Annotated in this window: 27 protein-coding genes; 9 read left to right on the plus strand and 18 right to left on the minus strand. The window is 73.0% G+C overall.

The window, feature by feature from the left end:
• The first annotated feature begins 114 nt into the window (after nt 1-114).
• From AB0L33_RS03910 to AB0L33_RS03920, 3 genes are all read left to right on the plus strand, one after another.
• Nucleotides 115-798 (plus strand): TetR/AcrR family transcriptional regulator, encoded by a 684-nt coding sequence (locus tag AB0L33_RS03910; protein ID WP_365677526.1) that lies wholly within the window; start codon nt 115-117, stop codon nt 796-798.
• Nucleotides 799-954: 156 nt separating this feature from the next.
• Complete coding sequence (locus tag AB0L33_RS03915; RefSeq protein ID WP_365677527.1) at nt 955-1,638, plus strand: response regulator transcription factor; 684 nt, start codon at nt 955-957, stop codon at nt 1,636-1,638.
• 204 nt (nt 1,639-1,842) lie between these two features.
• Nucleotides 1,843-3,066: a cytochrome P450 gene (locus AB0L33_RS03920; RefSeq protein WP_365677528.1), complete on the plus strand. Its 1,224-nt coding sequence runs from the start codon at nt 1,843-1,845 to the stop codon at nt 3,064-3,066.
• A gap of 63 nt (nt 3,067-3,129) precedes the next feature.
• Here the strand turns inward: AB0L33_RS03920 and AB0L33_RS03925 are convergent, their stop codons facing one another.
• The 13 genes from AB0L33_RS03925 to AB0L33_RS03985 all read right to left on the minus strand — a co-directional run bounded on the left by AB0L33_RS03925 (nt 3,130) and on the right by AB0L33_RS03985 (nt 15,295).
• Nucleotides 3,130-3,969: an NAD(P)H-binding protein gene (locus AB0L33_RS03925; RefSeq protein ID WP_365677529.1), complete on the minus strand. Its 840-nt coding sequence runs from the start codon at nt 3,967-3,969 to the stop codon at nt 3,130-3,132.
• Nucleotides 3,966-4,634, minus strand: coding sequence for an antibiotic biosynthesis monooxygenase (locus AB0L33_RS03930; protein ID WP_365677530.1), 669 nt, complete (start codon nt 4,632-4,634; stop codon nt 3,966-3,968). Before AB0L33_RS03930 ends, AB0L33_RS03925 begins: the two co-directional genes overlap by 4 nt.
• Nucleotides 4,631-5,869, minus strand: coding sequence for an MFS transporter (locus AB0L33_RS03935; RefSeq protein WP_365677531.1), 1,239 nt, complete (start codon nt 5,867-5,869; stop codon nt 4,631-4,633). Before AB0L33_RS03935 ends, AB0L33_RS03930 begins: the two co-directional genes overlap by 4 nt.
• On the minus strand, nt 5,866-6,831 hold the full coding sequence (locus AB0L33_RS03940) for an LLM class flavin-dependent oxidoreductase (RefSeq protein WP_365677532.1): 966 nt from the start codon (nt 6,829-6,831) through the stop codon (nt 5,866-5,868). The genes AB0L33_RS03935 and AB0L33_RS03940 overlap by 4 nt, the downstream gene beginning before the upstream one ends.
• 38 nt (nt 6,832-6,869) lie before the next feature.
• Nucleotides 6,870-7,640, minus strand: coding sequence for an SDR family oxidoreductase (locus AB0L33_RS03945; protein ID WP_365677533.1), 771 nt, complete (start codon nt 7,638-7,640; stop codon nt 6,870-6,872).
• Between the two features lie 2 nt (nt 7,641-7,642).
• A complete protein-coding gene (locus AB0L33_RS03950; RefSeq protein ID WP_365677534.1) occupies nt 7,643-8,827 on the minus strand; it encodes an FAD-dependent monooxygenase in 1,185 nt (394 codons plus the stop codon).
• Complete coding sequence (locus AB0L33_RS03955; RefSeq protein ID WP_365677535.1) at nt 8,824-9,762, minus strand: aromatase/cyclase; 939 nt, start codon at nt 9,760-9,762, stop codon at nt 8,824-8,826. The genes AB0L33_RS03950 and AB0L33_RS03955 overlap by 4 nt, the downstream gene beginning before the upstream one ends.
• A 38-nt stretch (nt 9,763-9,800) precedes the next feature.
• The gene (gene fabG / locus AB0L33_RS03960; protein WP_365677536.1) at nt 9,801-10,586 is read right to left on the minus strand and encodes a 3-oxoacyl-ACP reductase FabG; all 786 of its coding nucleotides are present in this window, start codon (nt 10,584-10,586) and stop codon (nt 9,801-9,803) included.
• A 9-nt stretch (nt 10,587-10,595) separates the two neighbouring features.
• Entirely contained in the window at nt 10,596-10,877 is a 282-nt protein-coding gene (locus tag AB0L33_RS03965; RefSeq protein ID WP_365677537.1) for an acyl carrier protein, read from the minus strand.
• A 91-nt stretch (nt 10,878-10,968) separates the two neighbouring features.
• Entirely contained in the window at nt 10,969-12,195 is a 1,227-nt protein-coding gene (locus AB0L33_RS03970; protein WP_365677538.1) for a ketosynthase chain-length factor, read from the minus strand.
• Nucleotides 12,192-13,481 (minus strand): beta-ketoacyl-[acyl-carrier-protein] synthase family protein, encoded by a 1,290-nt coding sequence (locus AB0L33_RS03975; protein WP_365677539.1) that lies wholly within the window; start codon nt 13,479-13,481, stop codon nt 12,192-12,194. Before AB0L33_RS03975 ends, AB0L33_RS03970 begins: the two co-directional genes overlap by 4 nt.
• On the minus strand, nt 13,478-13,804 hold the full coding sequence (locus tag AB0L33_RS03980) for a TcmI family type II polyketide cyclase (protein ID WP_365677540.1): 327 nt from the start codon (nt 13,802-13,804) through the stop codon (nt 13,478-13,480). The genes AB0L33_RS03975 and AB0L33_RS03980 overlap by 4 nt, the downstream gene beginning before the upstream one ends.
• A gap of 27 nt (nt 13,805-13,831) precedes the next feature.
• A complete protein-coding gene (locus tag AB0L33_RS03985) occupies nt 13,832-15,295 on the minus strand; it encodes an FAD-dependent monooxygenase (protein ID WP_365677541.1) in 1,464 nt (487 codons plus the stop codon).
• A 358-nt stretch (nt 15,296-15,653) separates the two neighbouring features.
• Here AB0L33_RS03985 and AB0L33_RS03990 point away from each other — a divergent pair, with 358 nt between their 5' ends.
• The 6 genes from AB0L33_RS03990 (at nt 15,654) to AB0L33_RS04015 (ending at nt 21,787) form a co-directional block, all read left to right on the plus strand.
• Nucleotides 15,654-16,337, plus strand: a complete 684-nt coding sequence (locus AB0L33_RS03990; protein ID WP_365677542.1) for a response regulator transcription factor — start codon at nt 15,654-15,656, stop codon at nt 16,335-16,337.
• Complete coding sequence (locus AB0L33_RS03995; RefSeq protein ID WP_365677897.1) at nt 16,330-16,410, plus strand: putative leader peptide; 81 nt, start codon at nt 16,330-16,332, stop codon at nt 16,408-16,410. The genes AB0L33_RS03990 and AB0L33_RS03995 overlap by 8 nt, the downstream gene beginning before the upstream one ends.
• Before the next feature lie 202 nt (nt 16,411-16,612).
• Complete coding sequence (locus tag AB0L33_RS04000; RefSeq protein WP_365677543.1) at nt 16,613-18,244, plus strand: ABC transporter substrate-binding protein; 1,632 nt, start codon at nt 16,613-16,615, stop codon at nt 18,242-18,244.
• A gap of 2 nt (nt 18,245-18,246) precedes the next feature.
• Nucleotides 18,247-19,203, plus strand: a complete 957-nt coding sequence (locus AB0L33_RS04005) for an ABC transporter permease (RefSeq protein WP_365677900.1) — start codon at nt 18,247-18,249, stop codon at nt 19,201-19,203.
• The gene (locus tag AB0L33_RS04010) at nt 19,200-20,117 is read left to right on the plus strand and encodes an ABC transporter permease (protein ID WP_365677545.1); all 918 of its coding nucleotides are present in this window, start codon (nt 19,200-19,202) and stop codon (nt 20,115-20,117) included. The genes AB0L33_RS04005 and AB0L33_RS04010 overlap by 4 nt, the downstream gene beginning before the upstream one ends.
• Complete coding sequence (locus tag AB0L33_RS04015; protein WP_365677546.1) at nt 20,114-21,787, plus strand: ABC transporter ATP-binding protein; 1,674 nt, start codon at nt 20,114-20,116, stop codon at nt 21,785-21,787. The genes AB0L33_RS04010 and AB0L33_RS04015 overlap by 4 nt, the downstream gene beginning before the upstream one ends.
• On the opposite strand, the gene AB0L33_RS04020 is transcribed toward AB0L33_RS04015, so the two are convergent.
• From AB0L33_RS04020 to AB0L33_RS04040, 5 genes are all read right to left on the minus strand, one after another.
• Entirely contained in the window at nt 21,755-22,450 is a 696-nt protein-coding gene (locus AB0L33_RS04020) for a 4'-phosphopantetheinyl transferase superfamily protein (RefSeq protein ID WP_365677547.1), read from the minus strand. The genes AB0L33_RS04015 and AB0L33_RS04020 overlap by 33 nt on opposite strands.
• A gap of 23 nt (nt 22,451-22,473) precedes the next feature.
• Nucleotides 22,474-23,397, minus strand: coding sequence for an alpha/beta fold hydrolase (locus tag AB0L33_RS04025; RefSeq protein WP_365677903.1), 924 nt, complete (start codon nt 23,395-23,397; stop codon nt 22,474-22,476).
• 160 nt (nt 23,398-23,557) lie between these two features.
• The gene (locus tag AB0L33_RS04030) at nt 23,558-24,391 is read right to left on the minus strand and encodes an ABC transporter ATP-binding protein (RefSeq protein WP_365677548.1); all 834 of its coding nucleotides are present in this window, start codon (nt 24,389-24,391) and stop codon (nt 23,558-23,560) included.
• Nucleotides 24,388-25,467, minus strand: coding sequence for an iron ABC transporter permease (locus tag AB0L33_RS04035; RefSeq protein WP_365677549.1), 1,080 nt, complete (start codon nt 25,465-25,467; stop codon nt 24,388-24,390). The genes AB0L33_RS04030 and AB0L33_RS04035 overlap by 4 nt, the downstream gene beginning before the upstream one ends.
• Nucleotides 25,464-26,474: an iron ABC transporter permease gene (locus tag AB0L33_RS04040; RefSeq protein WP_365677550.1), complete on the minus strand. Its 1,011-nt coding sequence runs from the start codon at nt 26,472-26,474 to the stop codon at nt 25,464-25,466. The genes AB0L33_RS04035 and AB0L33_RS04040 overlap by 4 nt, the downstream gene beginning before the upstream one ends.
• Nucleotides 26,475-26,506: the final 32 nt, after the last annotated feature.

Genomic DNA, 26,506 nt, shown 5'->3' on the forward strand with positions numbered 1-26,506 from the left:
AGAATTGCACTGGCGAGTGCAGAGTAGGGCACCCATGCGTACGGTTTCAACGCGTGGGGGTAGCTGTTTGCACCCACCAGTGCATTTTTGGGGGCTGATGGGTACGATGGCGTGGTGAGTGGAACGAGCACCCCCAAGGCCCCGTCGCGAGGCCGCATCGACAAGCGGCAGGCGATCCTGGGCGCCGCGTTCACCGTCTTCGCCCAGCGGGGCTATGCCCGCGCCTGCATGGAGGAGATCGCCGAGGTCGCCGGGGTCGCCAAACACACGGTGTACAACCACCTCGGCGACAAGCAGAGCGTCTTCCGCAGCGCGATGGAGGCCGCCGCCGACGAGGTGATGGCGCAGAACCTCGCCGTCGTCGACCTGTTCACCGCCGAGGGGGGCGCGGGTGCCGAGGCGCGGGACGACGACCGGTCCGCCCGGCTGGAAGACCTGGCGTACCGCTTGCTGTTGCGATGTTGCAACGAGCAGTCCTGGGCGCTGCGGCGCCTGCTCTACGCGGAGATCGGCCAGTTCCCCGACCTGCTGGAGATCGTCTGGGGGCGCGGGGCGAGCCGGCTCAAGGAGGCGCTGGCCGACCGGCTGGCCCGGCTCGCCCTGTCCGGCCGGCTGAGGTCCTGCGATCCGGCGGAGGCGGCCGAGCACTTCCTGGCCCTGCTGACCGGCCCGATGGAGGCCCGGTCCCGGCTCGGTACCCGCGCCGTGCCGGAGGCGGAGATCCGGCAGGTGGCACGTTCGGCGGTCGCCGCCTTCCTGGCAGCTTACGGGACGTCAGATCCCTTGCCTGGTTCATGAGTTGACACGTACTGGCAGGTTCGATCGGTCGTACGCGAAGCGGTCGTGAACTTCTGTGAACGCTTCTTTAAGACCCTCGACACGTGCCATGGGATCCCGGGCCGCGCGGAGAACATCGTCTGCGTGCGCACACCCGATCGGATCAATGGAGGCATCGTGCAGATTCTCGTGGTGGAGGACTCACACAACAGCGACGGCGAACTGACCCGGGCACTGGAACGCCACGGGTACGGCGTCGCCTCCGTCAGCAGTGGCGCGGCGGCCCTGGACGCACATCGTGGTGCGGACTTCGTCCTGCTCGACCTCGACCTGCCCGACATCGACGGCCTGGAAGTCTGCCGGCGCATCCGCGAAGACGCGGAGACACCGCTCATCACGTTCACGGACAGCGGCAGCGAACTGGACCGCGTCCTGGCCCTGCGGACCGGCGCGGACGACTGCCTCGACAAACCCTACGAATTCCGCGAACTGGTGGCGCGCATCGAGGCCGTGACCAGGCGCAGGCACGCCCGGCCGGGATTACGGGAGTCCCTGACGGTCCTCTCGATCGGCACGCTGCGCATCAATGCCGCGTCCCGCGAGGTCCTGCTGCGCGGAAGTCCCGTCGATCTCACCCGCAAGGAATTCGACCTGCTCTACTATCTCGCCCGGCACTCCGAGAGCGTGGTCAGCCGGCAACGGCTGATGACCGAGATCTGGGAGGACCCGATGCCGCACGTGCTCGGGTCCCGGGCGACCCGCACCGTCGACACCCATGTCAGCTCCCTGCGCAGCAAGTTGGGGCGGAGCAGCTGGATAAGGACCGTACGCGGTGTGGGGTTCAGGGTCGGACACGAGTGAAACTCCTGACACGAGTGAGAACTCCCGTGGAGGGCCGGCGGAATCCGTACCCCGTCGGCCCGCCGCCCCCACGCCTGCCGGTTTTCCTTTTCCTGACAACGAATTGTCGAGATGTGATGAACCGGCTGACCGGGACGGAAAACGGCGGAATCTAGAGTCGGCAGGGTTCGCGCACCGGTTCACCTCACAGACGGAGACCATCCGATGACGACGACCGAATCCGGGAATTCCCTGTCCTCCTGCCCCTACCACGCCTCCGGCTTCACCTCCGAGCGCCTCGAACTCGATCCGGCCTACGCCAGGCTGCGGAGCGAGGAGCCCGTCGCACGGGTCACGATGCCGCACGGCGGGGACGCCTGGCTGGTGACCCGGTACGCGGACGTACGCGCCGCGCTCTCCGACACCCGGCTGAGCAGGGCCGCCGCCGTCGGAAAGGACGTCCCGCGGTCCAGCCCGCTGATCCAGCAGGCCGACTCCCTCCTCAGCATGGACCCGCCGGAGCACACGCGCCTGCGCCGGCTCGCCGCGAAGGCGTTCACCGCACGCCAGGTGGCCGCCGTCCGGCCGCGGGTGCAGTCGATCATCGACGCCCTCGTGGACGCCCTGGAGGACTCGGGCCCGCCCGCCGACCTGGCCACCGGGCTGGCCTGGCCCATGGGCATCACGGTCATCTGCGAGACCTTCGGCATACCGGAGGAGGACCGCGGCCGGTTCCGCGAGTGGACCGACGCGATGATGGCGCTGACGGTCACCGACCCCGCGACCATTCAGGCGGCGCGGGACAGCCTCGACGGCTACCTGCGGGAGCTGATCGCGCGCCGCATCGCCGAGCCCGGCGATGACCTGCTCAGCCGTCTGGTCACCTCGCGCGAGGGCGTCGACCGGCTGACCGAGCGTGAACTCGGCGTGTTCGCCGTGGATCTGCTCACCGCCGGGCACGAGACGACCGCCAACCAGACCGGCAACTTCCTCTACACCCTGCTGTCCCGGCCCCCGCTGTGGGATTCCCTGGTCAAGGACCCGGACCTGGTCCCCGCCGCGGTCGAGGAACTACTGCGGTACACCCCCCTGGCCACCAGCGTGGCGCCCTTCTCCCGGATCGCCGTGGAGGACTTCGAGCTCGCCGGGCAACTGGTGCGCGCCGGTGACGCGGTGGTCGCGCAGACCGACGCCGCCAACCGGGACGGGACCGTGTTCGAGAACCCGGAGGAGCTGGACTTCAACCGGGAGACCAACCCGCACGTGGCGTTCGGGCACGGGGCGCATCACTGCCCCGCGGCCCCGCTCGCCCGGCTCGAACTGCAGACGGTCATCGCCACCTTGGCCCGGCGGCTGCCCGGGCTGCGGCTCGCGGTACCGGCCGACGAGGTGGAGTGGAACACCAACCGGGTGATGCGGGGTGTCACGCGCCTGCCCGTCGAGTGGTAGCACCGGGACGGCCGTGAGCGGCGCCCCCCGCCGGGGCGCCGCTCACGCACGGGCCGCGGCCGTTCAGCGGAAGGCTTCGGCGTTCTCCTTCGCCCACTGCGCGAAGGAGAACGCCGGGCGGCCGAGCACGGCCGGCACACCGTCGTACGTCCGCTGCGGCCGGCCGTCCCGCGCCGCCTGGTACGCCACGAGTGTGGCGGCGACCGGTTCGGGCACGAACGCGGTGAGCTGCTCGCGGTACTCCTCGGGCGTGACCAACCGCACCACGACGTCCCGGCCCGCTGCCGCCGCCACGAGCTCCGCCTGCCGCCGCGCCGAGAGGGACTGGGGGCCGGTGATCCGCAGAGTGGCGCCCCGGTGGGCCTCGTCCAGCAGCGCGCGCACCGCGACGGCGGCGATGTCCGACTCGTGGACCGGCTCACTGTGGGCCTCGGGATAGGCGAGCCGCAGCGGACGCCCCTCCCGAATCTCCTGCGCCCACTGGAGGGCGTTGGCGGCGAAACCCCCGGCCCGGATGAACGTCCAGCCGATCCCCGAGGCCCGCAGCACGTCCTCCACGAGCCGGTGCTGCTGCGCGATCGGACTCGTGTCCGCCCCGTGGCTGTCGATGGCCAGGGAGGAGAGCAGCACGATGTGCCCGACTCCGGCCGCCGCCGCGGCCTCGGTCAGACGCGCCGCGCCGGCCGGCTGGGCGTACAGGAAGATCTTCCGCACGCCGTGCAGGGCCTCCTTCAGGCCCTGCGGTGAGGCCAGGTCGAGCCGCACCCGCTCCACCTCGTCGGGCAGTGCCGTCAGGGACGCCGGGTCGGCGCTCGCGGCCCGAACCTTCTCGCCTGCGCCAAGCAGTTCGCGCACGACGGCGGCGCCGACCCGGCCGCGTGCTCCGGTCACCAGAATGGTCATGTGTCGCTCCTGTCGGGGGTGATGCCGTGATGGAGGTGGAAACGGCGGAAGCCGATGGGGCGTACGCCGGGGGTGGCACCGGTGGCCCGGAGGGTGGCCGCGCGGGCCGCGCCCTCCAGGAACGCCACGTGCGCCTCGTCACTGGTCCACTCCGCGTAGTTGAGGACCCGGCTGCCGTCCGTGCTCGCGTGGAAATGGGCGCTCAGCATGCCTTCGCGCTGCTCCGCCGGTGCGTCGGTGACGGCCCGCGCCACGGACTCGATGATCCGCTTCTGCGCGTCGGCTCCGTCGACGTCGAAGGTGGCGACGACGACGGCTCCGGGGGGTGTTCCGGTGCGTTCCAGGACCACGCTGGTGTGCAGCCGGTAGGAGACGGCCGCGGCTGCCGCCGGGCCCCGGAGCGTCCGGACGAGGTCGTGGTGGGCGGAGCGGCGCGCGGACTGGACGTAGGCGAGGACGGTGTCCCCGTCCGTGCCCAGATAGGCGTGGAACGAGAGCAGCCCGTCGGGCCACACGGCCGCGGCCCACCGGTCGGACACCTCGTCCAGCAGGGCACGGGCGGCGTCGCGTCCGGGAGCGTGCCAGTGGGTGATGTGGACCGAGGTGGCGTCCGGGCGCGCGATGTCGGGGCCGCGGCGGGCGGCGGCCCGGGGCTCGGGACTCATGCGGGTTCCTTCCGTGAGGGTGGGCCGGCACGTCCGTCGCGGAGTCCGGGGAGAGCGGCGGCCAGGCCCGCCGCCGCCACGACGGCCAGCACGGCGAGGGCCGGCCGCCGGTCGTCGCGGACGGTCAGGAGCCAGGCGGTGAGCGGGAGGAGCAGGACCGCGCCGAGTTGCACGGCCGTCTGGTAGAGCGGGATCGCCGTGGCGCGACGCGACGGCGGTACGGACCCGGCGGCCCGCATGTTGAGCGCGGCGAAGGAGAGCACGAACCCCGCGCCGACGAGGAGCAGCACGGGCAGCGTGCGGGTGAGGTACGCGTCCGAGGGTGGCCGCCACACGGCGAGCAGGTATCCCAGCAGGGGCGCCGCGGCCCCCAGCGCGATGAGCCGGCCCGTGCCGTGGCGACGGACCAGGGAGCCGGCGAACGGCACGGACACGGCGAGCGGCACGCAGGCGGGCAGCAGCGCCAGCGCACTCGTCCAGGGCGAGCGGGCGTACTGTCCCTGCATCTGGAAGGTGAGCAGGAACAGCAGCCCGTGGTAGGTGCCGTTCAGCGTGGCCGCCCCCAGACCGGTGCGCAGCAGTACGCCCTCGCGCGTCGGCGGACCAGGTGCGGGGGGTCCGGCGCGGTCCGCGATCGGAGCCGGCGGCCGGGCGGTCACCTCGTGGGGGACGAGCCGCAGCCCCCACAGCAGGAGGACGAGGGCGACCGGGGCCGGCAGCAGGAAGATCCAGCGCCAGCCCGCTTCCAGGAGCGCCCCGGACACGAGGAGCCCGGCCGTGAACCCCGCGGCCCCGAAGGCGGAGTACACCGAGACGGCACGGCGCCGCTCCGGCCCCTCTGGGTAGGCCGTGCCGATGATGGCGAGCCCCATCGGCGCCGTGAGGGCGGCGCACGCGCCCTTGACCACCCGGGTCGCGATCAGCAGGGCGGGCCCGTCCGCCAGCCCGCCCGCGACCGACGCGAGCGCGAAGCCGAGCATCGCGGCGAAGTAGACGCGCCGCCTGCCGAACCGGGCGGCGAGCCGCGGCCCGGCGGTCAGCAGGGCCGCGAACCCGAGGGCGAAGCCGCTCATCAGCCATTGCACGGTCAGCAGCGAAAGGCCCAGGTCCTCGCCGATGACCGGCAGGGCGACCAGGACGAGCGACACCTCGGTCGCGTCCAGAACCATGTTGCCGGACAGGACGAGGAGCAGGGCCCACGCGTGCCCGACGGAAGGGCGTTCGGTCGTGGTCACGGCAGGAGGCGCGGCAGCTGTTCGGTGACCAGCTCCAGGTTCTCGGCGACCAGGTCGTCCGGCATGCCGGCGATGCTCGCCCAGAAGATGAGGTGCTTGACGGGCAGGCCCTCGGTCAGCTCCTTGATGCGGACGGCGGCGTCCTCGGGGGTGACGATGTCGAGCAGTCCGCGCCGGTCCTCGGCGTCCGGGTCCCGCAGATCCTCGAGGGTCAGCGGCGGCGGGCCCTCGAAAGCGGTTCCCTGGAGGGCCCCTTGACGGTAGGAGTTCACCTGGTGCACCAGGTGGGGACCGACACGGTGCCAGGCGGCCTCCGGGTCCCGGGCGAGCAGGAGGGGGAGCAGATCGCTCACGCGCGCGGTCTCCGGGTCGTGGCCCCCTTCGATCAGTCCTTCGCGGTACTGTCCGAAGCGTTCACGGGAGATGTGCAGCAGTCCGACGCCCAGCCGGCCGGCCAGCCTGGCGCCCCGCGGCCCGTAGAAGCCGCCCCAGACCGGTGGCGGGTCCTGGATCGGAAGCGGAGTGATCTCCCGCTCGCGCCAGAGGCGGAGGATCTCCGTCATGCGTTCCTCGGTCCGTGCGAAGCGGTGGCCGAAGTCGGCGTCGAAGAGCGTGTACTCGGGGACGCGGTAGCCGGCGCCCAGGCCGAGTTCGAGCCGGCCGCCGCTGAGCAGGTCCACGATCGCGGCCTGTTCGGCGATGTCGACGGGGTGGTGCAGCGCCGGCAGGACGACCGAGGTGCCGATGCGCGCGCGGCGGGTGCGTGCGGCGACGGCCGCCGCGAAGGTGAGCGGCTGGGGCAGATAGCCGTCCTCGAAGCGGTGGTGTTCGGTGAACCACAGACCGCCCGCGCCCCGGCGGTCCGCTTCCTCGCAGAACTCCAGGGTCCGCGCGTAGTGGTCCGCCCAGGGCCGGTGCCACTGGTCGGGATTGCGCAGGTCGAAGAGGAGACCGACGTCCATGACAGATGCCTTTCGAAAAGGGGAACGGCCGGCACGGCCTAGCCGAGGAGGGTGCCGCCGGTGGCGTCGACGAAGGAGCCGGTGACCCAGCGGGCCTCGTCGGTGGCGAGGAAGGTGACGACGTCGGCGACGTCCCCGGCCTCGCCCACGCGCCGGAAGGCGGACAGCTTGGCCATCTCCGCCACCGCTTCGGGGATGCCGAAGACGGGGCTCCCGTTGTCGGTGATGCCGGGTGCCACGCTGTTGATCGTGATGCCGCGGGGGGCGAGCTGCCGGGCCAGGTGCAGGGTGAGCTGCTCGATGGCCCCCTTGGTCATGGCGTACGCCACCTGCTCGGGGTTGGCGACCCGGGTCAGGCCCGAGGAGATGTTGACGATCCTGCCCCCCTCGGGAATCGACGGCAGGGCGCGCTGCACCAGGAAGTACGGTGCCTTGGCGTTGACGGCGAAGAAGCGGTCGAACTGCTCCGGGGTGACGTCCTCGGGGGCGACGCCGTTCTGGGTGGTCTCACCCGCGTTGTTGACGAGGATGTCGAGGGTGGTCTCGCCGGTCCGCTCCTTCAGCCCGCGTTCCAGACCGAGGAAGAGTTCGTGGACGTCGCCCGGGACGCCGAGTTCGGCGCGGACGGTGAAGCCGTGGCCGCCCTCGCCCTCGATCGTGGCCAGGGTCGCGTCGGCCGCCTTCCGGTCGTGCGCGTAGTGGACGGCGACGAGCGCGCCCTCGCGGGCCAGCCGGATCGCGATGGCGCGTCCGATGCCCCGGCTCGACCCGGTGACGAGTGCGGTCTTTCCTTCGAGCCTGTTGCTCATGGTCAGCTCCCTGTGGATGCGGGTGGTCGGGGGGTGTCGAGCCCGGTGACGACCCGGGCGAGATGGCGGCGTACGGTGCCCAGGCGCAGGAGCCCGTCGATGACCTCACGCAGGCCGTCCACCTCGGGGCCGCCGAGCAGCAGCCGTGCCTGGGCCCGGATGCCGGTGAGGGCGCGGGCGGTGACCGGGTGCCGCTCGCGGTGGTACGCGTCGAGCTCGTCGTCCCCGGCGCGGCCGGTGACGCGGGCGGCGAGGCGGGGACCGAGGGCGGCGGCGTCCTGGAGGCCCAGGTTGAGCGCCTGGCCGCCCACCGGCATCTGGACGTGCGCCGCGTCACCGGCGAGCAGGACCCTGCCGCGCCGGTAGGCGGTGACCTGCCGGCTGGTGTTGTCGAACGCGTTCAGCCACAACGGCGTGCCGTGGCCGATGTCCTCGCCGGTCACCTCGGCCCAGGCGGCGGTGACCTCCGCGAAGGACGGCGGACCGGTGCGCCGGGCCGGCGGCGCACCGAAGACGTGGACCATCACCCGGGTGGAGCCGTCGGGCCAGCGGTGCGCCGTGGCCAGCCCGCGCGGATGCCGTTCGAAGCGGCGGTCCGGTACGTCGATGCCGGCCACGTCGGCACGCAGCATCTCCAGCGTCCCGTCCTCGCTGGTGAGTTCGAAGCCGCCGAGGCGCCTGACCGTGCTCCGCTCCCCGTCGCAGCCGACGACGAACGCGGCCGTCGTGCTGTGCGTGGCGCCGTCCGTGCCGGTGTGGGCGACCTCCACGCGGTGCGGACGGACCGTGAGCCCCGTGACCCGGTGGCCGCGCCGGACGTGGGCCCCGAGGCCGGTGGCCCAGAGCTGCAGGACGGCTTCGAGCCTGGTCTGGGGGCACTTCCACTGTCCGGCGTGCGGGTGGCCGGGCTCCGCTTCGGTGAGATCGAGGCGGAGCCCGCCGAAATGGCCGGGCCCGCCGTCCGGCAGGGCGCCCAGGCGCCGGAGCACGCCGCGGTCTTCCAGGATCTCCAGGGTGCGGCTGTGCAGGGTCGACGCCCGGGACTCCGTGGCGGGCTCGGTGAGCTGCTCCAGGACGGTCACCCGGGCACCGCCCAGGCGCAGTTCACCGGCGAGGAGGAGCCCGACGGGCCCGGCGCCGACGACGACCACGTCGGCCGCCGGGACCTCGGCCGCCGGCCCGGTCAACGCCGGGCTTCCGCGTACTGCTTGGCGTGGCCCAGGGTGGCGCGGCTGTTGCCGCCGAGGGCGTCGCGGATGTAGGCGCGGGCCTCCGGCACACCGGCGTCCTCGCCGAGTATCTCGGTGATCCTCTCCGCGTTCAGGACGACGGTGTGCTGGGAGGTGGCGGTGGTGACCCCGTCGGCGTCCTCGTCGAGCTGCCAGTAGCCGGTGTGCAGGGTGAGCAGTCCGGGCAGCGTCGTCTGCTTGTAGGCGATCCGGCGGTACGGGAAGCAGACCCGGACCGACTCGGTGGTGTGGGTCGAGCCGTCCTTGGTACGGGTGTCGAGCCGCAGGATCTGGAGGCCGGGGGTCTCCTCCGTGAGCCGGACCCCGGCCACGTGCGGAAGCCGCTCGGACCACAGCGTGGCCTCGTTGAGGAAGTCGTACACGTCCTTGGCGGAGCCCTCGACGCGTACGGAGTCCTCGAAGGAGAGGGAGAGTTCGGCGTCCGTGGCGCCCAGTTCGAGGTTGGTCTTCAGCCCGGGCAGCTCGGCCCGGCTGTTGCGGTCGACGGCCTGGTCGATCCAGACCAGCTTCTCCGGGTCGTCGTCCACGGCCCGGTACTCGTGGAGGAGGCGGACCCGGCTCTCGCCCCCGGGGAGCGGTTCGATGATCCACGTGCCGGTCATCTCGGCGACCGGGTGGGCGGGGATCTCCTGCCAGAAGCGGATCCGCAGGCCCTCGGGGTCGAGGATGCGGATGGAGGTCCAGCTCTTGGCCTCGCCGTTGGCGGTCGCCCAGATCCGGATGCGCTCCTGGTCGCCGTTGACCTCCAGCTGTTCGACGTAGACGGAGGGCGGGAAGAGGCGGGGCCAGTTCTCGACCTCGGCGAGCAGCCGGTAGACCTCGGAGGCGGCCGCCCGGACGGTGATCTCGTGCTCGACCTCGCGGGTCGTCATGGTGAAGTCTCCTGTGGGTCGCGTGATGTGATGAAACGTCAGAAATTGCCGAGGCCGCCGCAGACGTTGAGGGCCTGCGCGGTGATGGAGGCGGCGGTGTCGGACACCAGATAGCCGACGAGACCGGCGACCTCCTCGGGGGTGGAGTAGCGTCCGAGCGGGATCTTGGCGTTGAACCTCTCCAGGACCGCTTCCTCGGTGGTCTCGTAGGCGGCGGCGTAGCCCTCGCGTACGCGCTGGGCCATCGGAGTCTCCACATAGCCGGGGCAGACGGCGTTGACGGTGATCCCGGTCGGGGCCAGCTCGTTGCCGAGCGCCTTGGTGAAGCCGACCACCCCGTGCTTGGAGGCCGAGTAGGGGGCGCCGAGGACGACGCCCTGCTTGCCCGCGGTGGAGGCGATGTTGATGATCCGGCCCCGGTCCTTCCGCCGCAGGCCCCCTGCGTTCAGGACTTCCCGGGTGACGCGGAAGACGCTGGTGAGGTTGGTGTCGATGACGTCGTCCCAGAGGTCGTCGGCGAGGTCCGCGGTCACGCCTCCGCCGCTGCGGCCGGCGTTGTTGACGAGCACGTCGACCGTGCCGTAGCGGGCCACGGCGGCGCCGACGAACGTGCGCACGTCATCGGCGGACCGGACGTCCAGGGTGGTGCCGTCGACATCCAGCCCCTCCGCCCGCAGCTCCTTGACGGTGGCGGCCACGTTGTCGCCGTTGCGGGCTCCGATGAAGACCCGGTGGCCCTGCCCGGCGAGCAGCCGGGCGACGGCGAGGCCGATGCCGCTGGTGGCGCCGGTGACGAGGGCCACGGGGCCCGTGTGCTGGCTCATGGAGTCTCCTCAGACGGTGTGGGCGGCGGTCAGCTGCGCGTTGACCACGTCGATCAGCGCGCGGGGGGTGCCGGCGTCGGTCAGGGTGTCGTCGTCGAGCGTGATGCCGTACTCCCGCTCGATCCGGCCGCCCGTCTCCAGCAGGGCGAGCGACTCGTAGCCGAGCGCGTAGAAGGTGGTGTCGAGGATGTCGGCGTCGAGGTCGACCCCCTCCTCGGCGCCTGCGGCCTCGCGGAGGATGCGGCGCAGGTCGTCGAGGACGAAGACGGTGTGGGTGCCGGGTGCGGACATGGCGGAGCCTTTCGTGGTGTGGGCGCGTGACGGACGGTGGTGCGGCGCGTGCCGGTGGTCGGGGGCTTGGGGTCGCCGTGTGCGGGACGAGTCACCCCGGTGCGCCGGGGCGGCGCACGACGAGGGCGGAGTTGAAACCGCCCTGCCCACGGGCGAGGACCAGTGCGGTCCGCAGCGCGGCGGGGCGGGGGCGGGGCCCGACGAGGTCGATCTCGTATCCCTCGGCGAGGGTGGAGCCGACGGTCGGCGGGATGACGCCGTCCCGCAGCGACAGCAGCGCGGTGGCGACGTCGAGCGGTGCCGCGCCGGAGTACAGCCGGCCGGTCATGGTCTTGGGGGCGGTGACCGGCACCCCGCGCGGCCCGAAGACCTTGGTGAGCGCCTCCGCCTCCGCCCGGTCGAGTTTCGGCACGGCGGCGGCGTCGGCGAACACGACGTCGACGTCGGACGGTTCGCTTCCCGCGTCGGCCAGGGCCAGTTCGATCGCGCGCTGGAGCCCGGGGGCCCGCCCGCTGCCGGGCCGCGGGTCCATCGTGGCGGCGTGGCCGGTGATCTCCCCGTAGACCCGGGGCGCGTCCCGGCGGCGGGCGTGCTCGGCGTCCTCGACGACGAGGATGGCACCCCCCTCGCCGGGCACGTGTCCGGAGGCTTCGCTGTCGAAGGGGAGGTAGGCGCGCTCGGGGTCGTCGGAGGTGGTGAGCCGGCCGCCGGCGATCTGGGCCACCCACCCCCAGGAGCACAGGGAGGCGTCGACGGCGCCGGTGATGAGTACGGGGGTTCCCTTGCGGACCTGGCGGCGGGCCTGGGCGAGGGCGTCGAGGCCGCCGGCCTGGTCGCTGACGACGACGCTGCTCGGACCCCGGGCGCCGGTGCGGATGGAGATCTGCCCGCTGTTGACCGCGTAGAACCAGGCGAACGACTGGTAGGCCGAGACGTAGGTGCCGCCCTTGCTCCACAGGGCCTTCAGCTCGTTCTGGCCGAACTCGAAGCCGCCCGAGTGGCCCGCGGTGATCACGCCGACGTCGTAGTCGGGCAGATCGCCGGGGGTGACGTCCGCGTCCGCCAGGGCCCAGTCGGCTCCGACGAGCGAGATCCGCGTCATCCGGTCGGTCTGCGGCAGGAGCCGCCCCGGCAGGAGTTCGGCGGCCTCGAAGCCGCTGATCTCACCGGCCAGCCGGGAGGGGTAGGGCGTGGGGTCGAACCGGGTCAGCGGGGCGATGGCCCGCCGCCCCGCGAGGGTGGCCCGCCAGTAGGTCTCCAGGCCCAGTCCGTTGGGGGCTGCGACACCGATTCCGGTGATGACCGTCCGGGCGCTCATCGGATGCTCCGATCGGGGCGGGCGAGGACGACCGCGCTCTGGAAGCCGCCGAAGCCGCTGCCGACGGACAGCACCGCGTCGGTCCGCCGGTCGCGGGCGGTCAGGGGCACGTAGTCGAGGTCGCACTCGGGGTCGGGGTTGTGGAGGTTGGCCGTGGGCGGGACGACGTGGTGCTCCATCGCGAGCACGGACGCGGCGACCTCGATCGACCCGATGGCACCCAGCGAGTGGCCGACCATCGACTTGATGGAGGAGACGGGAGTCCGGTAGGCGTGCTCGCCCAGACTCCGCTTGAACGCCGCGGTCTCGTGGCGGTCGTTCTGCTTCGTACCGGAACCGTGGGCGTTGATGTAGTCGATGTCCTCGGCGTCCAGCCGCGCCTCGTCCAGGGCCACCCGGATCGCCTCGGCCATCTCCTTGCCGTCGGGCCGCAGCCCGGTCATGTGGAAGGCGTTGGACCGGGTGGCGTAGCCGGCCACCTCGGCATAGATGTGGGCCCCTCGCCGCCGTGCGGCGCTGAGCTCCTCCAGGACGAAGACGGCGGCGCCCTCACCGAGCACGAAACCGTTGCGGCTGGAGTCGAAGGGGCGGGAGGCGTGTCCGGGGTCGTCGTTGCGGGGGGTGGTGGCCTTGATGGCGTCGAAGCAGGCCACCGTGATGGGGGAGATGGGGGCGTCGGTGGCACCGGCCACCATCACGTCGGCGAGACCGTCCCGGATGACACCGGCGGCGTGGCCGACGGCGTCCAGCCCTGAGGTGCATCCGGTGGAGACGACCGTGCCCGGACCCTCGGCGCCGACGGCCCAGGCGACCTCCGTGGCGAAGGAGCTGGGGACCAGGAAGTTGTAGAGGTGCGGCACGGCGTACCGGTGGTCGACCAGGTCGAGCCTGCCGCCGTCGCTGACCGTGCGGTACTCCTGGTCGAGGCCCGTGGTGGCGCCGACGGCGCTGCCGATGGTGACCCCGGTGCGCACGGGGTCCAGGGCCGTGAAGTCGAGCCCGCTGTCGTGGACGGCCTCGCGGGCGGTGACGACGGCGAACTGGGCGGCCCGGTCCATCCGCCTGACCTCCTGCGGGCCGAGCCCCGCGAGCTCGGGGTCGAAGTCGACCTCCGCGGCGACCTGGGAGCGGAACGGCGAGGGGTCGAAGAGGGATATCCGTCGCGTCGCGGTCCGGCCGTCGGAGATCAGCCGCCAGAAGTCCTTGGTGCCGAGGGCGCCGGGAGCGGTGACGCCCACCCCGGTGATGACGACACGGCGTTCCTGTCCGGACGGGGCGGCGGTCACGTGGCGCTCCAGTGGTAGAAGCGCCGGGCCAGGGCGTCGGCCGGCGAGCGCCAGGTGGCGGGGTCGTAGGCCGCGATGTGGGGCTTGAGGTCGTCGCTGATGCCGATGAACCGGCTGTCCGACTTGGCGGCCTCGATGCGCTCGCCGCCGTCCTCGCCATCGAAGTCCTGCAGGTGGAAGTAGAGCCCGCGGTACGCGAACAGCTGGCGGCGGCGGGTGCCCATCCGGTGGGGCATGTCGGTGGTGTCGAACTCGCCGAAGAGACGGGCGACTTCTTCGGCGCTCCCGATCTCCATCCGGGCGACGATGAGGTTGCTGTGCATGGGGGCCTCTCTGAGAGCGGTCGGGGGTCAGGCCGGTCCGAACCAGCGGTCCAGCGCGGTGGGCAGGTCGTGGTGGCTGCCGGGGGCGGCCCAGGCGACGTAGCCGTCCGGGCGGAGCAGGACCGCGGTGGTGCCGGCGAGGCCGGCGGGCGGGGAGCCGTGCGGGGCGCCGGTGACCACGTCGATCCGGTCCCGCCAGCGGGCGGCCCTGCGGCGCGGCCAGGGGTTGTCCGTGAGGTCCAGCAGCACCCCGCGGCCGGAGCGGAGCAGGGCGGTGGAGCTGGTGCGGCCGGCCCGGGTGGTCAGTTCCAGGTGGGGCATGCGGGCACCGAGCAACGGGTGGGAGCCGCTGCCGACGTCGTACCGGATGTCGGTCCCGCTGACCTTGGCGGCGAGGTGGCGGGCCACCTCTTCGTACGGGAGGAGTTCGGACAGGACGTCCCGCAGCGGCTGCACCTCGTCGCCGCCGAGGATGAGGAGGCTCTGCGCGCGGGTGTTGGCCAGGAGCTGCCGTCCCACCCGGTGGCGTTCCGAGTGGTAGGTGTCGAGCAGGGCGGCGGGAGCCGTCCCGCGCAGGACGGCGGCGAGCTTCCAGCCGAGGTTGAACGAGTCCTGGATGGAGGTGTTCATGCCCTGTCCGCCGGCCGGCAGGTGGATGTGGGCCGCGTCCCCGGTCAGCAGGACGCGGCCTCGCCGGTACTCGGACGCCTGACGGGTGGCGTCGGTGAACGCGGACACCCACACCGCCTCGGCCCCCGAGATGTCGCCGCCCGTGAGCCGCTTCCACACGTCGGCGACCTCGTGGAAGGCGGGCGGCCCGGTGCGCCGCCCCGGCAGGGCACCGCGTTCACCGACGATGACGCGGTGCAGGCCGTCGCCGAGCGGGGCGGACATCACCATCCCGCCGGCGAGGCTCTGCCCGGTCGCCCGGGCATCCACGTCCACGCCCCTGATGTCGGCGAGGAGCAGTTCCGTGGTGGCCTCGGTGCCGGGGAAGTCGAAACCGGCTGCTTTGCGGACCGCGCTGCGTCCGCCGTCCGCCGCGACGAGATAGCGCGCGGTGAGCGTGGTCTCCCGGTCGCCGGCCCTGACGCGTGCCGAGACGGCCTCGCCCGTGTCCTGGAGCGACAGGAACTCGTGTCCGCGCCTGATGTCGGCGCCCAGTTCACGCGCCCAGCCCTCCAGGACCGTCTCGGTGACGGACTGCGGGACGCCGCGGGCGGCGGGGTGGGTGCCGCCGAGGACGGCCAGGTCCAGGGGGATGCCGCCGAAGTGGCCCCGGGTGCTGGTCTCCGGTTCGCCGAAGCGGGACAACAGGCCACGCTGGTCGAGGCTTTCCGTCGTGCGGATGGTGAAACCCAGTCCCCGCGATTCCCCGGTGCGCCGGGAAAGGCGCTCGACCACGACGACATCGATTCCGGCCAGACGTAATTCACCGGCGAGTACGAGTCCTGCCGGTCCCGCTCCGACAATGATGACCGAAGCATCCATGGAGTCTCCCGACTGAAGGTCCGTTCGATCCCTGCTGACGTGAAACATCCTCGGCCGCCGCACTTTTTGTTTTCAAGGCGGAAACGTCAAGGTCCTGCGCAAGGAGATGTCAAGCGAACGTCAAGCCGGCGGGGCCGGTGTCTGACATTTCCGCGGCCGGGAAAAGCGCGGCGCCCGGTCGACTGCGCGGCCGGTGCCAAGGAAATGTCAGGGGAAGTACAAATCCCTGTTGAGGAAGGCGCAGGAGCCCCCCTCGCACCCCTTCCTGTGACCCCGCTCACAGTCAGGCGTGCGACTGGGTGTCTAGCCTGAGGCCGTAACTTCGGTGCTGCGCCCGCGCCATGGAACGGGGGAATTGATGCGCGTCCTGGTCGTTGATTCCGACAGGTCGAACGGAAACACATTGAGTGCCCAGCTGAAGCGGCACGGGTACGACGTGGAGATCTGCACGACGGGCACCGAAGCTCTGGAAATGCACGAGAAGTTCGACCTCTTTCTGATCGATCTCCTCCTGCCCGACATCGATGGCCTGGAGGTCTGCCGGGCCGTCCGGTCGACCAGCGATATTCCCGTCATCGCCTTCACGGATGCCGGGATGAAACTCGACCGGATTCTGTGCCTGCAGGCGGGCTGCGACGACTGCATGGCGAAGCCGTACGGGTTCCGCGAGCTCCTCGCCCGCATCGACGCCGTACTCCGGCGGTCCCGCCCGGCGCCGGCACGGAGTGCGCGGGCGGCGGCCATCGCGCACGGTTCCCTGTGCATCGACCCGGAGACGCGGGAGGTGCGGCTCAACGGCCGGCTGATCGGCCTCACCCTCAAGGAGTTCGACCTGCTGCACAGGCTCGCCTCGGAGCCGCACACCGTGCACTCCAGGGCCTCGCTGATGGCCGCGGTGTGGGGGTTCCCGGGACGTCACGCCCCCGGCGGCCGGGCCAGCCGCACGATCGACACCCACGTGAGCGCGGTCCGCTCCAAGCTCGGCTCGCCCGACTGGATCATCACCGTACGCGGCGTCGGCTTCAGGATGGGCCGTGTCTGAGCGGGTACCGCTGACGACCCGTCGGCACATCGATCTGCAACGCCTCGCCGGCTTCCTCTGTCCGGGGCACTGACCCCCTCCCGCACGCCGTACGGGCACCCGCGTCCCACGCAGGCCCGCGACGCCGTGCCCGCCACCCGGTTCAACCGGACGCCCACCGGCGCCCGGGGCGCACCACGCACGCGTCCCCGCGCCCGGTCCGGCCACCCGTCACCCGTACGGAACCGGCCGCTGTCACCTCAATTCCGCTCTCGCTCACCCGGAGTCGCACCTTCATGTCCAGACGTCCCGCGCCCTCGCGCCTCTTCGCGCGCCCCCCGATGGCCGCCCTCGCCGCCTCGCTCGTCCTCTCGCTCACCGCGACGGCCTGCTCCGGAGCATCCGGGTCCTCCGGCCAGGCAGCGTCCACACCGCGGTCCGGCGGCCACCTCAGGTTCGCCATGGCGGCGGACCCTGGCTGCGTCGACCCGCACCAGGCAACGACCACCGACGCCCTGTACGGGGCCCGCGCCTTCGTGGACTCGCTCACCGACCAGGACCCGAAGACCGGCCAGATCGTGCCGTGGATCGCGCGCTCCTGGCAGGTCTCGTCCGACGCCTCGCGGTTCACCTTCAGCCTGCGCACGGACGCCACCTTCGCCGACGGCACCCCGCTCGACGCCAAGGCGGTCAAGGCCAACCTGGACGCCGTCGCCGCCCTGGGCGCCAAGTCGATGCTGGGCGCCGGCTACCTCCAGGGCTACCGCGACACCGAGGTCGTCGACCGGTACACGGCCAAGGTCACCTTCAAGGGTCCCAACGAGCAGTTCCTCCAGGCGACTTCGACGGCGACTCTGGGACTCCTCGCCCCCGCGAGCCTGAAACTCCCCGCAGACAAGCGCTGCACCGCCAGACTGATCGGCTCCGGACCGTTCACGCTCGACGGCTACACCCCGAACACCTCGGTGGAACTCACCAGGCGCGACGGCTACAAGTGGGGCTCCCCGCTGTGGAAGCACTCCGGAGCCGCCCATCTGGACAAGCTCACCCTCAGAGTCGTCCCCGAGGCCGGGGTACGCAGCGGGAGCCTGAACTCCGGCCAGGTCGACGCGATCGCCGGCGTCCCGCCGCAGGACCAGGAGACCCTCGCGGGGCAGGGGCTGTCCGTCCTCGACCGGCCCAACCCCGGAGTGCCCGTCGCGCTCAGCGTCAACACCGCGCGGCCGCTGACGAAGGACCCGGCCGTGCGGCGCGCCCTCCAGACGGCCGTGGACCGGGACGAGGTCGTGAAGACCGTCCTCAGCCCCAGCTACCTCCCCGCGACCAGCGCGCTGTCCAGCAGCACGGGCGCGTACGCCGACAACAGCGCGCTGCTCGCCCACGATCCGGAGAAGACCAGAAGGACGCTGGACGCGGCCGGCTGGGCACCCGGCCCGGACGGCATCCGGGTGAAGAACGGCAAGAAGCTCAACCTGAAGGTGATCCTGGGCGCGAACTTCGGGCCCAACCAGACCGTTCTGGAACTGATCCAGCAGCAACTGCGCGAGACCGGGATCGGCCTCACCCTCACGCTGCTCTCCCTGCCGGACTACCAGCAGGCGCGCGGCGCGGGCGACTACGACCTCGCCTGGGGCAACGGCACCCGCAACGACCCGGACATCCTGCGCACCGCGTTCTCCGGCAAACTGCTCAACCTCGGGCGCATCGACGACCCCCGGCTGGAGAGCTCACTGGACGCGCAGGCCGCCGCGACCGACCCGGAGAAGCGCGCCGCCCTGGTCGCGACCGCGCAGCGCCGGGTGCTGGAACAGGGCTACCAGATCCCGGTGTTCGAGATGGCGAGCGTCTACGGAGTCGGCCGGAAGGTGCACGGCCTGACCCTGGACTCGACGTCCTACCCGCAGTTCCACGACGCGTGGCTGTCCTGACCATGGCCACGTACGTCATACGCCGGCTCGCCCAGGCCGTGTTCGTCCTCTGGGCCGCCTACACCCTGTCCTTCGGCGTGCTGTACCTGCTGCCCGGCGACCCCGTGACCGTCATGGCGGCCGGCGGCGGGGACAGCACCTCCGTGACCCCGGAACAACTCGCGTCGCTGCGCACCCGCTACGGTCTCGACCGGCCGGTGGCGGAGCAGTACGCAACCCGGCTCGGGCACGCCCTGCACGGGGACTTCGGCACCTCTGTCCACACCGGCGAACCGGTCGGGCGGATGATCGCGGACGCGGCCCCCGCGACCCTGGAGCTCACGGCGGCCACGCTGGCCCTGGCCCTGCCGCTCGGGGCCGGGGTCGCCCTGGCCGGCACGTACACCCGCCGACGGTGGCCGGCGCAGTTCCTGCTGTCGCTCCCCTCGGCGGGGGTCGCCGCCCCGACCTTCTGGACCGGGCTGGTGCTCATCCAGTTCTTCTCCTTCCGCTGGGGGCTGTTACCGGCCTTCGGGGACGGGGGCGCCGCCTCGTTGCTGCTGCCGGCGGTGACGCTGTCGCTGCCGGCGGCCGCGCTGGTCGCCCAGGTCTTCGCGAAGAGCCTGCGCACCGCGCTCGCCGAGCCGTACATCGGCACGGCCGTCGCCAAGGGAGCGAGCCGGCTCCGGGTCCACTTCTCCCATGCGGCGCGCAACGCGGCGCTCGCGCCGCTGACCGTCGTGGGAGTGCTGGTCGGGCACGTGCTGGCGGGCTCCGTGGTGGTGGAGACCGTCTTCTCCCGCAACGGGATCGGCCGGCTGACGGCGACCGCCGTGACGGCGCAGGACATCCCCGTCGTGCAGGGGCTCGTGGTGGCCGGGGCGTGCGCGTTCGTCCTGGCGAACCTGGCCGTGGACCTCCTGCACCCGGTGCTCGACCCCCGGCTCACGGCGACGGGCCCGACGGCGGTGGCCACATGACCGCACTCGGCACGGCCCCCGACGGCGGCGCCCCCGCCACCGCGCCCGGCACGCCCTTCGACGGCGCGCCGCGGGAGGCGCCCGCGCGGCTCCGCCGGACCGCCGGGTTCTGGCTCGCCCGGCCCGGGCTCGTCCTGTCCGTCGTGTTCCTCGCCCTGGTCCTGCTCGCCGCACTGCACCCAGCCCTGTTCACCGTCCGCGATCCGCTGGCGGGGGTGCCCGCCGACCGGCTCCGGCCGCCCGACGGGGAACACCTCCTGGGCACCGACCAGCTCGGCCGCGACCTGTTCACCCGGCTGGTGCACGGCAGCTCCCTCACCCTGCGGGCGACGGCGCTCGCCGTCTTCGTCGGCCTGGTGGCGGGATCGCTGACCGGGCTGGTGGCGGGCGCGGCCGGCGGCTGGGCCGACAGCGTGCTGATGCGGCTCACCGACGTACTCCTCGCCGTGCCCGGACTGCTGCTCTCGCTCGCCCTCGTCACCGCCCTCGGCTTCGGAACGGTGCAGGTCGCCGTGGCCGTCGGGGTGACGAGCGTGGCCATGTTCGCCCGCATCATGCGGGCCGAGGTGCTGCGGGTCGCCCGGTCCACGTACGTGGAGGCCGCCCGGGCGAGTGGCACCCGCTGGTACGCGGTGCTGCTGCGGCACGTGCTGCCCAACGCGGCCGGGCCGGTCCTCGTCTACGCGGCGGTGGACTTCGGCGGCGTCGTGCTCCAGGTGTCGTCGTTGTCGTTCCTCGGTTACGGGGCGCGCCCGCCCGCCCCCGAGTGGGGGGCGCTGGTCGCCGGCGGCCGTGACTACCTGGCCACCGCCTGGTGGCTGACCACCCTGCCCGGACTCGCCCTGGCGGCCACGGTCCTGGCAGCCAACCGCATCGCCCGCGCCCTCGACGGCGAGGCGAAGGAGACCCCATGACGAAACCCCCGACAGCCCCGGCCGGACGGGCCGGGGCATCCGGCCCCCTGCTCCGCATAGAAGGGCTGAGGGTCTCCTACCGCACCCGGGCGGGCCGGGTGGACGCGGTGCGCGGGGTCACCCTCACCGTCGCACCGGGCGAAGTCGTGGCCCTGGTGGGGGAGTCGGGCTCGGGCAAGTCGACGACGGCACACGCCGTCGTCGGCCTGCTGCCGCCCGGGGCGACGGTCACGGGAGGCCGCGTCCTCTTCGGCGCGACCGACCTCGCCGCCGCCGCAGAACCGGAGATGCGCCGCCACCGCGGCCGGGACATCGGCTTCGTCCCGCAGGACCCCATGGTGTCGCTGAACCCGGTGCGCCGCATCGGCCCGCAGATCGGCGAAGCGCTCCTGATCCACCAGCTGGTCTCCGGCCGGCGCGAGGCGGCGGAACGCGCCGTCGAACTGCTCGCCGAGGCGGGCCTGCCGCAGCCGCACCTGCGGGCCCGGCAGTACCCCCACGAACTGTCCGGCGGAATGCGCCAGCGGGCGCTCATCGCGATCGCGCTCGCCGCCCGGCCGAAGCTGCTGATCGCCGACGAGCCGACCAGCGCGCTCGACGTCACCGTGCAGCGCGCCCTCCTCGACCACCTGGACGAACTCGTCGCCCGCACCGGCACGGCGGTGCTGCTCATCACCCACGACCTGGGTGTCGCCGCCGACCGCGCCCAACGCGTGGGGGTGATGGCACAGGGCGAGATCGTCGAGTCGGGCACGGTCGGTGAGGTGCTGGGCGCTCCCCGGCACCCGGTCACCCGGCAACTGCTGCGTTCCGCGCCGAGTCTCGGCTCGGTACGGGAGAGGACCCCGCCGGTCCGGGACGTCGGGGCCACGCGGGACCTCGTGGTGGCCCGGGGGCTGGTGAAGGAGTTCGCCCGGGGCCGTCGCGACGGGGCGCCCGTCCGGGCCGTCGACTCGGTGGACCTGACGATCGGGCGGGGGGAGACGCTCGCCCTGGTCGGGGAGTCGGGCTCGGGCAAGTCGACCACCGCCCGGCTGCTGGTCCGCCTCGCCGATCCGACGTCCGGCACGGTGCACTTCGACGGCGAGGACATCACCTCGCTGCGCGGGGAGGCGCTGCGTCGGCTGCGGCGCCGCATGCAGATCGTCTACCAGAGCCCCTACGCCTCCCTCGACCCGCGCCGGACCGTGGGGGACATCATCACGGAGCCCCTGCGCGCGTACCGGGTGGGCGACCGGGCCGGGCGCACCCGGGAGGCGGTGGCCCTCCTGGACCGCGTGCGGCTTCCTGCCGGCGCCCTCCGGCGGCGCCCGCACGAGCTGTCGGGCGGGCAGCGGCAACGGGTGGCCATCGCCCGCGCGCTGGCCCTGCGGCCCGATCTGGTGGTGTGCGACGAACCGGTCTCGGCACTCGACGTCTCGGTGCAGGCGCGCATCCTGGAACTGCTCACCGAGCTCCAGGACGAGTCGGGGCTGAGCTGCCTGTTCATCTCGCACGATCTCGCCGTGGTCCGGGGCATCGCCCACCACGTCGGGGTGATGCGGGGCGGCCGGCTGGTCGAGTCGGGCCCGGTGGCGCAGGTGTTCGCCAAGCCCGCCCACCCGTACACGAGGGAACTCCTCGCCTCGGTGGCCGGTTCACGCCGTACCGGTGCGGTGGCCGGCAGCTAGCGGGGTGAGGCCGGGCCGGAAGGGGTGCGCGACGGCCGTCGCCGTCGCGTACCCGGGTGGGGCGGCCAGGTCGCGGACGTGCCAGCCGGCCGGCTGCGCCCCGTCCAGCAGGCAGTCGGTGGCCAGACCGCGCGCGAGGCCCGTACCGAGGCCCTTCAGAAAGGCCTCCTTCCGCGTCCACAGCCGGGCGAAGGCGGCCGGGCGCGCTGCCCGGGGGACGCGCGACAGGCCCTCGCGCTCCGCCGGGTGCAGCCGGGGCAGCAGCGCCTCGACCGTCCCGGACCGCGGCACGCGCTGCACGTCGACGCCCACGGGCACGGCGGCGACGGCGATCACGATCAGGTCGTGGCTGTGCGAGAGGGAGAAGTGCGGCCCCTCCGGGAAGCCGAGCAGCACCGGCCGCCCTCCCGGACGGCCGCCCATTCCGCCGGGCCGGGCGCGCCCGAACCGCAGCCGTGCCGCGTCCGTACCGGTGTACTCGGCGAGGACCTCGCGCAGCGCGACATGCGCGGTGACGTAGCGAAGCCGGGCGCGCGGGTCGGCGAATCCGGCGGCACGGGCCCGCTCTCCCGCGTCGAGGCAGTCAGGTACGGGGGAGCGGAAGGGTTCGCCCGGGGCGGGCAGTCCCAGTGTCCGCAGCCGGACCCGGGGCGGGGCGCTCACTCGGGAGGAGCGGGCCGGGGCCGTCACCGCGCGGCGGCCCGGGCGCCGGCGTCCAGGCACTCGTCGAGGAAGGCCAGGGCGCGCAGGTGGTACGCCCGGGCGGCGGAACCCAGGCTGACGTTGTGCCCGGCCGAGGGAAGCCGGTCCACCAGCACCCGCGGCGCCGCCGGGAACTGCGCGGCGAGGTCGACCAGGTCGGCGTCCTCGTGACGCCACCACGCCTCGTGCTCGGCGAAGGTGAAGCGCACCGGCACCCGCACCCGGGGCAGCAGCCGGGGGAACAGCGTGCCCCACTCCACCGCCGATTCGGCCTCCCGCCGGGGCAGCGGCGCGACGACCGCCCCGCTCTCGCGGAAGGTCCCGGCCGGATAGAGCCGCAGCGGACCCCAGTTGAGCCTGCGCAGCCCGGCGGGCGGCGTGGCCCGGCCGAGCAGCCCGGCGGAGGCGGCAGGCCGGTGCCCGCACCCGGAGACGTCCAGGCCGACGAAGGAGCCGGACGGGGCGTCGGCGGCGAGAGCGAGGGCGAGCTTGCCGCCGAAGGAGTGGGCGAGCAGGAACAGCGGCGCGGTCACATGCCGGTCCCGCGCGTCGGCGAGCGCCGCCCGGACCGTCGCCGCCTGCTCCAGCAGCGGCTGCCCGGCCGGCAGATACGGGGCCGACGCGCCGTATCCGGGCCGGTCCAGGGCGAGCACGGCGCAGCCGAGGCGGGCACCGAGCGCCAGCAGGGAGACGTCCGGATGGGCCTGCCCGTCGAAGTACCCGGCGCTCATCCCGCCGCCGTGCAGGGCGACGACGGTCGCACGCGCCGGACGTCCGTCCACGGGTTCGATCAGCAGCGCGGACAGCGGGACCCCGGCCGCGTCGAGGGTGATCCTGCGGACCCCCGGCGACAGGCGTCCGGGGGCGCTGGTCTTGGGTGCAGGGCGTGCCGTGGTCGTCAGCATCAGGCGTTCCCGTTCCGGTCGGTGCCGCTGGCTCCCCTCCAGAATCGGGTGCGCCCACCGGACGGGACAAGGCACGCCGGTTCAGGACTCCGGCAGAACTCCGCCGCCGCCGGGTCAGGGGAACGTCAGGGTTTCGCCGCCCCGCGCCCCGGGGCGGCGCAGGTCAGCGCGCGACCGTCTTCTCCGCTTCCGTCGACGGCTGCCAGCTGTACCCCGGGACGACGAGGCGGCCGCCCGTCAGGGGGTCCGGGATGATGACGGACGACAGACCGAAGACCTCCTGCACCATCTCCGTGGTGACGACCTCGTCCGGCGCGCCCTGCGCCACGATGCGCCCGTTCTTCATCGCGACGAGGTGATCGGCGTAGCGGATGGCCTGGTTCAGGTCGTGGAGCACGGCGACGACGGTGCGCCCGCGCTCCAGGTTGAGACGGCGCACGAGGTCCAGGACCTCCACCTGGTGGGCGACGTCCAGATACGTCGTCGGCTCGTCCAGCAGCAGGAGTTCGGTGTCCTGCGCCAGGGCCATCGCGATCCACACCCGCTGGCGCTGACCGCCGGAGAGCTCGTCCACCGGGCGGTCGGCGAGGGCGGTCGTGTTCGTACGTTCCAGGGCCTCGCTCACCGCGTGCTCGTCGGCCTCCGACCACTGCTGCCACCACTTCTGGTGCGGCTGGCGGCCCCGCGCCACGAGATCGGCGACGGTGATGCCGTCGGGCGGCGTCGGGGACTGGGGCAGCACGCCGACCGTCCGCGCGATCTCCTTCGCGGGGAGGCCGGCCAGTTCCGCGCCGTCCAGCAGGACGGCCCCGCGCCGGGGCTTGAGGAGCCGGCCGAGCGCCCGCAGGAGCGTGGACTTCCCGCAGGCGTTGGGCCCGACGACGATGGTCACCTTGGCGTCGGGTATCTCCAGGTCCAGGCCCTCGACCACGGTCCGGTCCTCGTAGGCGAGGGTCAGGTCGTGCGCCGAGAGTCGGCTGGCGGACGGACGGCTCATGACGAGATGCCTCCGGAACGGCTACGGGTACGGACGATGAGCCACATCAGGTACGGCGCCCCCACCACGGCGGTGAGGACACCGGTCGGCAGCTCGACCGGGGAGAACAGGCGGCGGGCCAGCAGGTCCGCGACCACGACGATCAGCGCCCCGGTCAACGCCGACGACAGCAGCGGGGTCTGAGCCGTGCGGGTCAGCCGGCGCGCGATCTGCGGGGCGAGCAGCGCCACGAAGTCGACCGGCCCGACCGCGCCGGTGGCCACTGACGCCAGGACGACCCCGAGCACGGTGAGGCCGAGCCGGACCCGGCCCAGACGGACACCGAGCGCGGTCGCGGTGTCGTCGTCGAACGACGCGCCGCGCTGTGCCCGCGCCGCCCACAGGGCCGCCGGCAGGCCGATCAGGAGGACGAGGGCGAGGGGGCCGGCCTCCTCGTAACCGCGGCTGTTGAGCGAGCCGGTGAGCCAGACCTTGGCCTGCTGCGCCACCAGGTAGTCGCCCTTGGTCAGCAGCAGCTGCGTCAGCGAGCCGAGCGCGACCGACACGCCGATGCCGACCAGGACGAAGCGGGAGGAGTGCAGCCCGCCGCGCCACGCGAACACGTACACGATCAGGGCCGCCGCCAGGCCACCGGCCACGGAGACGTAGGGCAGCGCGTCGGCGGCGACGGCATTGAAGCTCAGCGCCGCCACCGTGGCCGCGCCCGCCCCGTGCGTGACGCCGATGACGTCGGGGCTGGCCAGCGGGTTGCGGGCGACGGTCTGCACCAGCGCCCCCGCCACACCGAACGCCACCCCCGCGAGGAGCCCCACGACCAGGCGCGGCAACCGCAGCGTGCCCACGACGAGTTCGTCCGGGCTGGGGCGGCCGAACAGGACGCGCAGGACCTCGGAAGGCGCCACGAACGATTCACCGACGCACAGGTACGCCACGACCGCGCACGCCAGCAGCACCGCGAGCGTCACGGCGACCACGGCCGCCCGGCGGTGCACGAGGAAACTCGCACGTCCGCGCCGCAGCACGGCATGCCCGCCCGGACGCGGACGGGGTACGACGGTGGCTTCGAGGTTGCTCACGCGGCCACCACCTTCCGGCGCCGGACCAGCGCGATCAGGAACGGCACACCGAGCAGGGCGGTCATGACCGCCACCGGCACCTCCGAAGGCGGAAAGAGAACGCGTCCGAGCACGTCGGAGCCGAGGATCATCACCGGACCCAGCAGGGCCGCCAGCGGCAGCACCCAGCGGTGGGCCGCCCCCACCAGCGCGCGGGCGATGTGCGGGACGGCCAGACCGGTGAAGGCGATCGGGCCCACCGAGGCCACGGCCGCCCCGGTGAGCACGAGGGCACCGAGCGCACCGAGGACCCTCAGCCGCCCGACGTTGTTGCCGAGATTGCGCGCGGCGTCGTCGCCCAGGGCGAGCGCGTCCAGACCCCGGGCGATCATCGCGACCAGGATCGTCCCGGCCACCACGAACGGCCACACCTGGCCGATCACTTCGCCGTCGCGCCCGCTGAGCGAGCCGACCTGCCAGAACCGGAACTCGTCCAGGGCACGCGCGTTGGTCGTCGCGACCCCGGACACCAGCGAGGCGAGGAACGCGTTCATCGCGGCCCCCGCCAGGGCGAGTTTGACGGGCGATGCCCCGCCGCGCCCACCGCTGGCGACCGCGTACACACCCACGCCGGCCAGCGCCGCTCCGGCGAACGCGAACCACACGTAGCCGTTCAGCGAGTGCACCCCGAAGAACGCGATGGCGGTCACCACGCCCACCGAAGCACCCTGGCTCACACCGAGGATGCCCGGCTCCGCGATGGGGTTGCGGGTGATCCCCTGCATGACCGTTCCCGCGAGGGCGAGCGCGGCGCCCGCGAGCACGCCGACCACCGTCCGGGGCACCCGCAGCGCGCGTACCACCTGGGCGTCGTCGCTGCCGCCGTCGTGGAACAGAGCCTGCAAGGCGTCCCCCGGCGCGATCTGGCGGCTGCCGACGGTGAGGCTCAGCAGGACGGCGACCAGCAGCATCGCCGCGCCGGCCAGCAGCCAGCCCGCCCGCCGGCGGGTGAGGTCGGTTGGCGACATGCGCCGGACTCACTCTCTCTTCTCGGACCGGG

It is taken from the genome of Streptomyces sp. NPDC052299, assembly GCF_040679335.1.
Taxonomy (GTDB): Bacteria; Actinomycetota; Actinomycetes; order Streptomycetales; family Streptomycetaceae; genus Streptomyces.

What these genes read in the sequence shown, in the direction of transcription:
- AB0L33_RS03920 (WP_365677528.1), top strand. Translation starts at nt 1,843, where the DNA reads ATGACGACGACCGAATCCGGGAATTCCCTGTCCTCCTGCCCCTACCAC.
- AB0L33_RS03925 (WP_365677529.1), bottom strand. Translation starts at nt 3,969, where the DNA reads ATGACCATTCTGGTGACCGGAGCACGCGGCCGGGTCGGCGCCGCCGTC.
- AB0L33_RS03930 (WP_365677530.1), bottom strand. Translation starts at nt 4,634, where the DNA reads ATGAGTCCCGAGCCCCGGGCCGCCGCCCGCCGCGGCCCCGACATCGCG.
- AB0L33_RS03940 (WP_365677532.1), bottom strand. Translation starts at nt 6,831, where the DNA reads ATGGACGTCGGTCTCCTCTTCGACCTGCGCAATCCCGACCAGTGGCAC.
- AB0L33_RS03945 (WP_365677533.1), bottom strand. Translation starts at nt 7,640, where the DNA reads ATGAGCAACAGGCTCGAAGGAAAGACCGCACTCGTCACCGGGTCGAGC.
- AB0L33_RS03955 (WP_365677535.1), bottom strand. Translation starts at nt 9,762, where the DNA reads ATGACGACCCGCGAGGTCGAGCACGAGATCACCGTCCGGGCGGCCGCC.
- fabG (WP_365677536.1), bottom strand. Translation starts at nt 10,586, where the DNA reads ATGAGCCAGCACACGGGCCCCGTGGCCCTCGTCACCGGCGCCACCAGC.
- AB0L33_RS03965 (WP_365677537.1), bottom strand. Translation starts at nt 10,877, where the DNA reads ATGTCCGCACCCGGCACCCACACCGTCTTCGTCCTCGACGACCTGCGC.
- AB0L33_RS03970 (WP_365677538.1), bottom strand. Translation starts at nt 12,195, where the DNA reads ATGAGCGCCCGGACGGTCATCACCGGAATCGGTGTCGCAGCCCCCAAC.
- AB0L33_RS03980 (WP_365677540.1), bottom strand. Translation starts at nt 13,804, where the DNA reads ATGCACAGCAACCTCATCGTCGCCCGGATGGAGATCGGGAGCGCCGAA.
- AB0L33_RS03985 (WP_365677541.1), bottom strand. Translation starts at nt 15,295, where the DNA reads ATGGATGCTTCGGTCATCATTGTCGGAGCGGGACCGGCAGGACTCGTA.
- AB0L33_RS03990 (WP_365677542.1), top strand. Translation starts at nt 15,654, where the DNA reads ATGCGCGTCCTGGTCGTTGATTCCGACAGGTCGAACGGAAACACATTG.
- AB0L33_RS04000 (WP_365677543.1), top strand. Translation starts at nt 16,613, where the DNA reads ATGTCCAGACGTCCCGCGCCCTCGCGCCTCTTCGCGCGCCCCCCGATG.
- AB0L33_RS04005 (WP_365677900.1), top strand. Translation starts at nt 18,247, where the DNA reads ATGGCCACGTACGTCATACGCCGGCTCGCCCAGGCCGTGTTCGTCCTC.
- AB0L33_RS04010 (WP_365677545.1), top strand. Translation starts at nt 19,200, where the DNA reads ATGACCGCACTCGGCACGGCCCCCGACGGCGGCGCCCCCGCCACCGCG.
- AB0L33_RS04015 (WP_365677546.1), top strand. Translation starts at nt 20,114, where the DNA reads ATGACGAAACCCCCGACAGCCCCGGCCGGACGGGCCGGGGCATCCGGC.
- AB0L33_RS04030 (WP_365677548.1), bottom strand. Translation starts at nt 24,391, where the DNA reads ATGAGCCGTCCGTCCGCCAGCCGACTCTCGGCGCACGACCTGACCCTC.
- AB0L33_RS04040 (WP_365677550.1), bottom strand. Translation starts at nt 26,474, where the DNA reads ATGTCGCCAACCGACCTCACCCGCCGGCGGGCGGGCTGGCTGCTGGCC.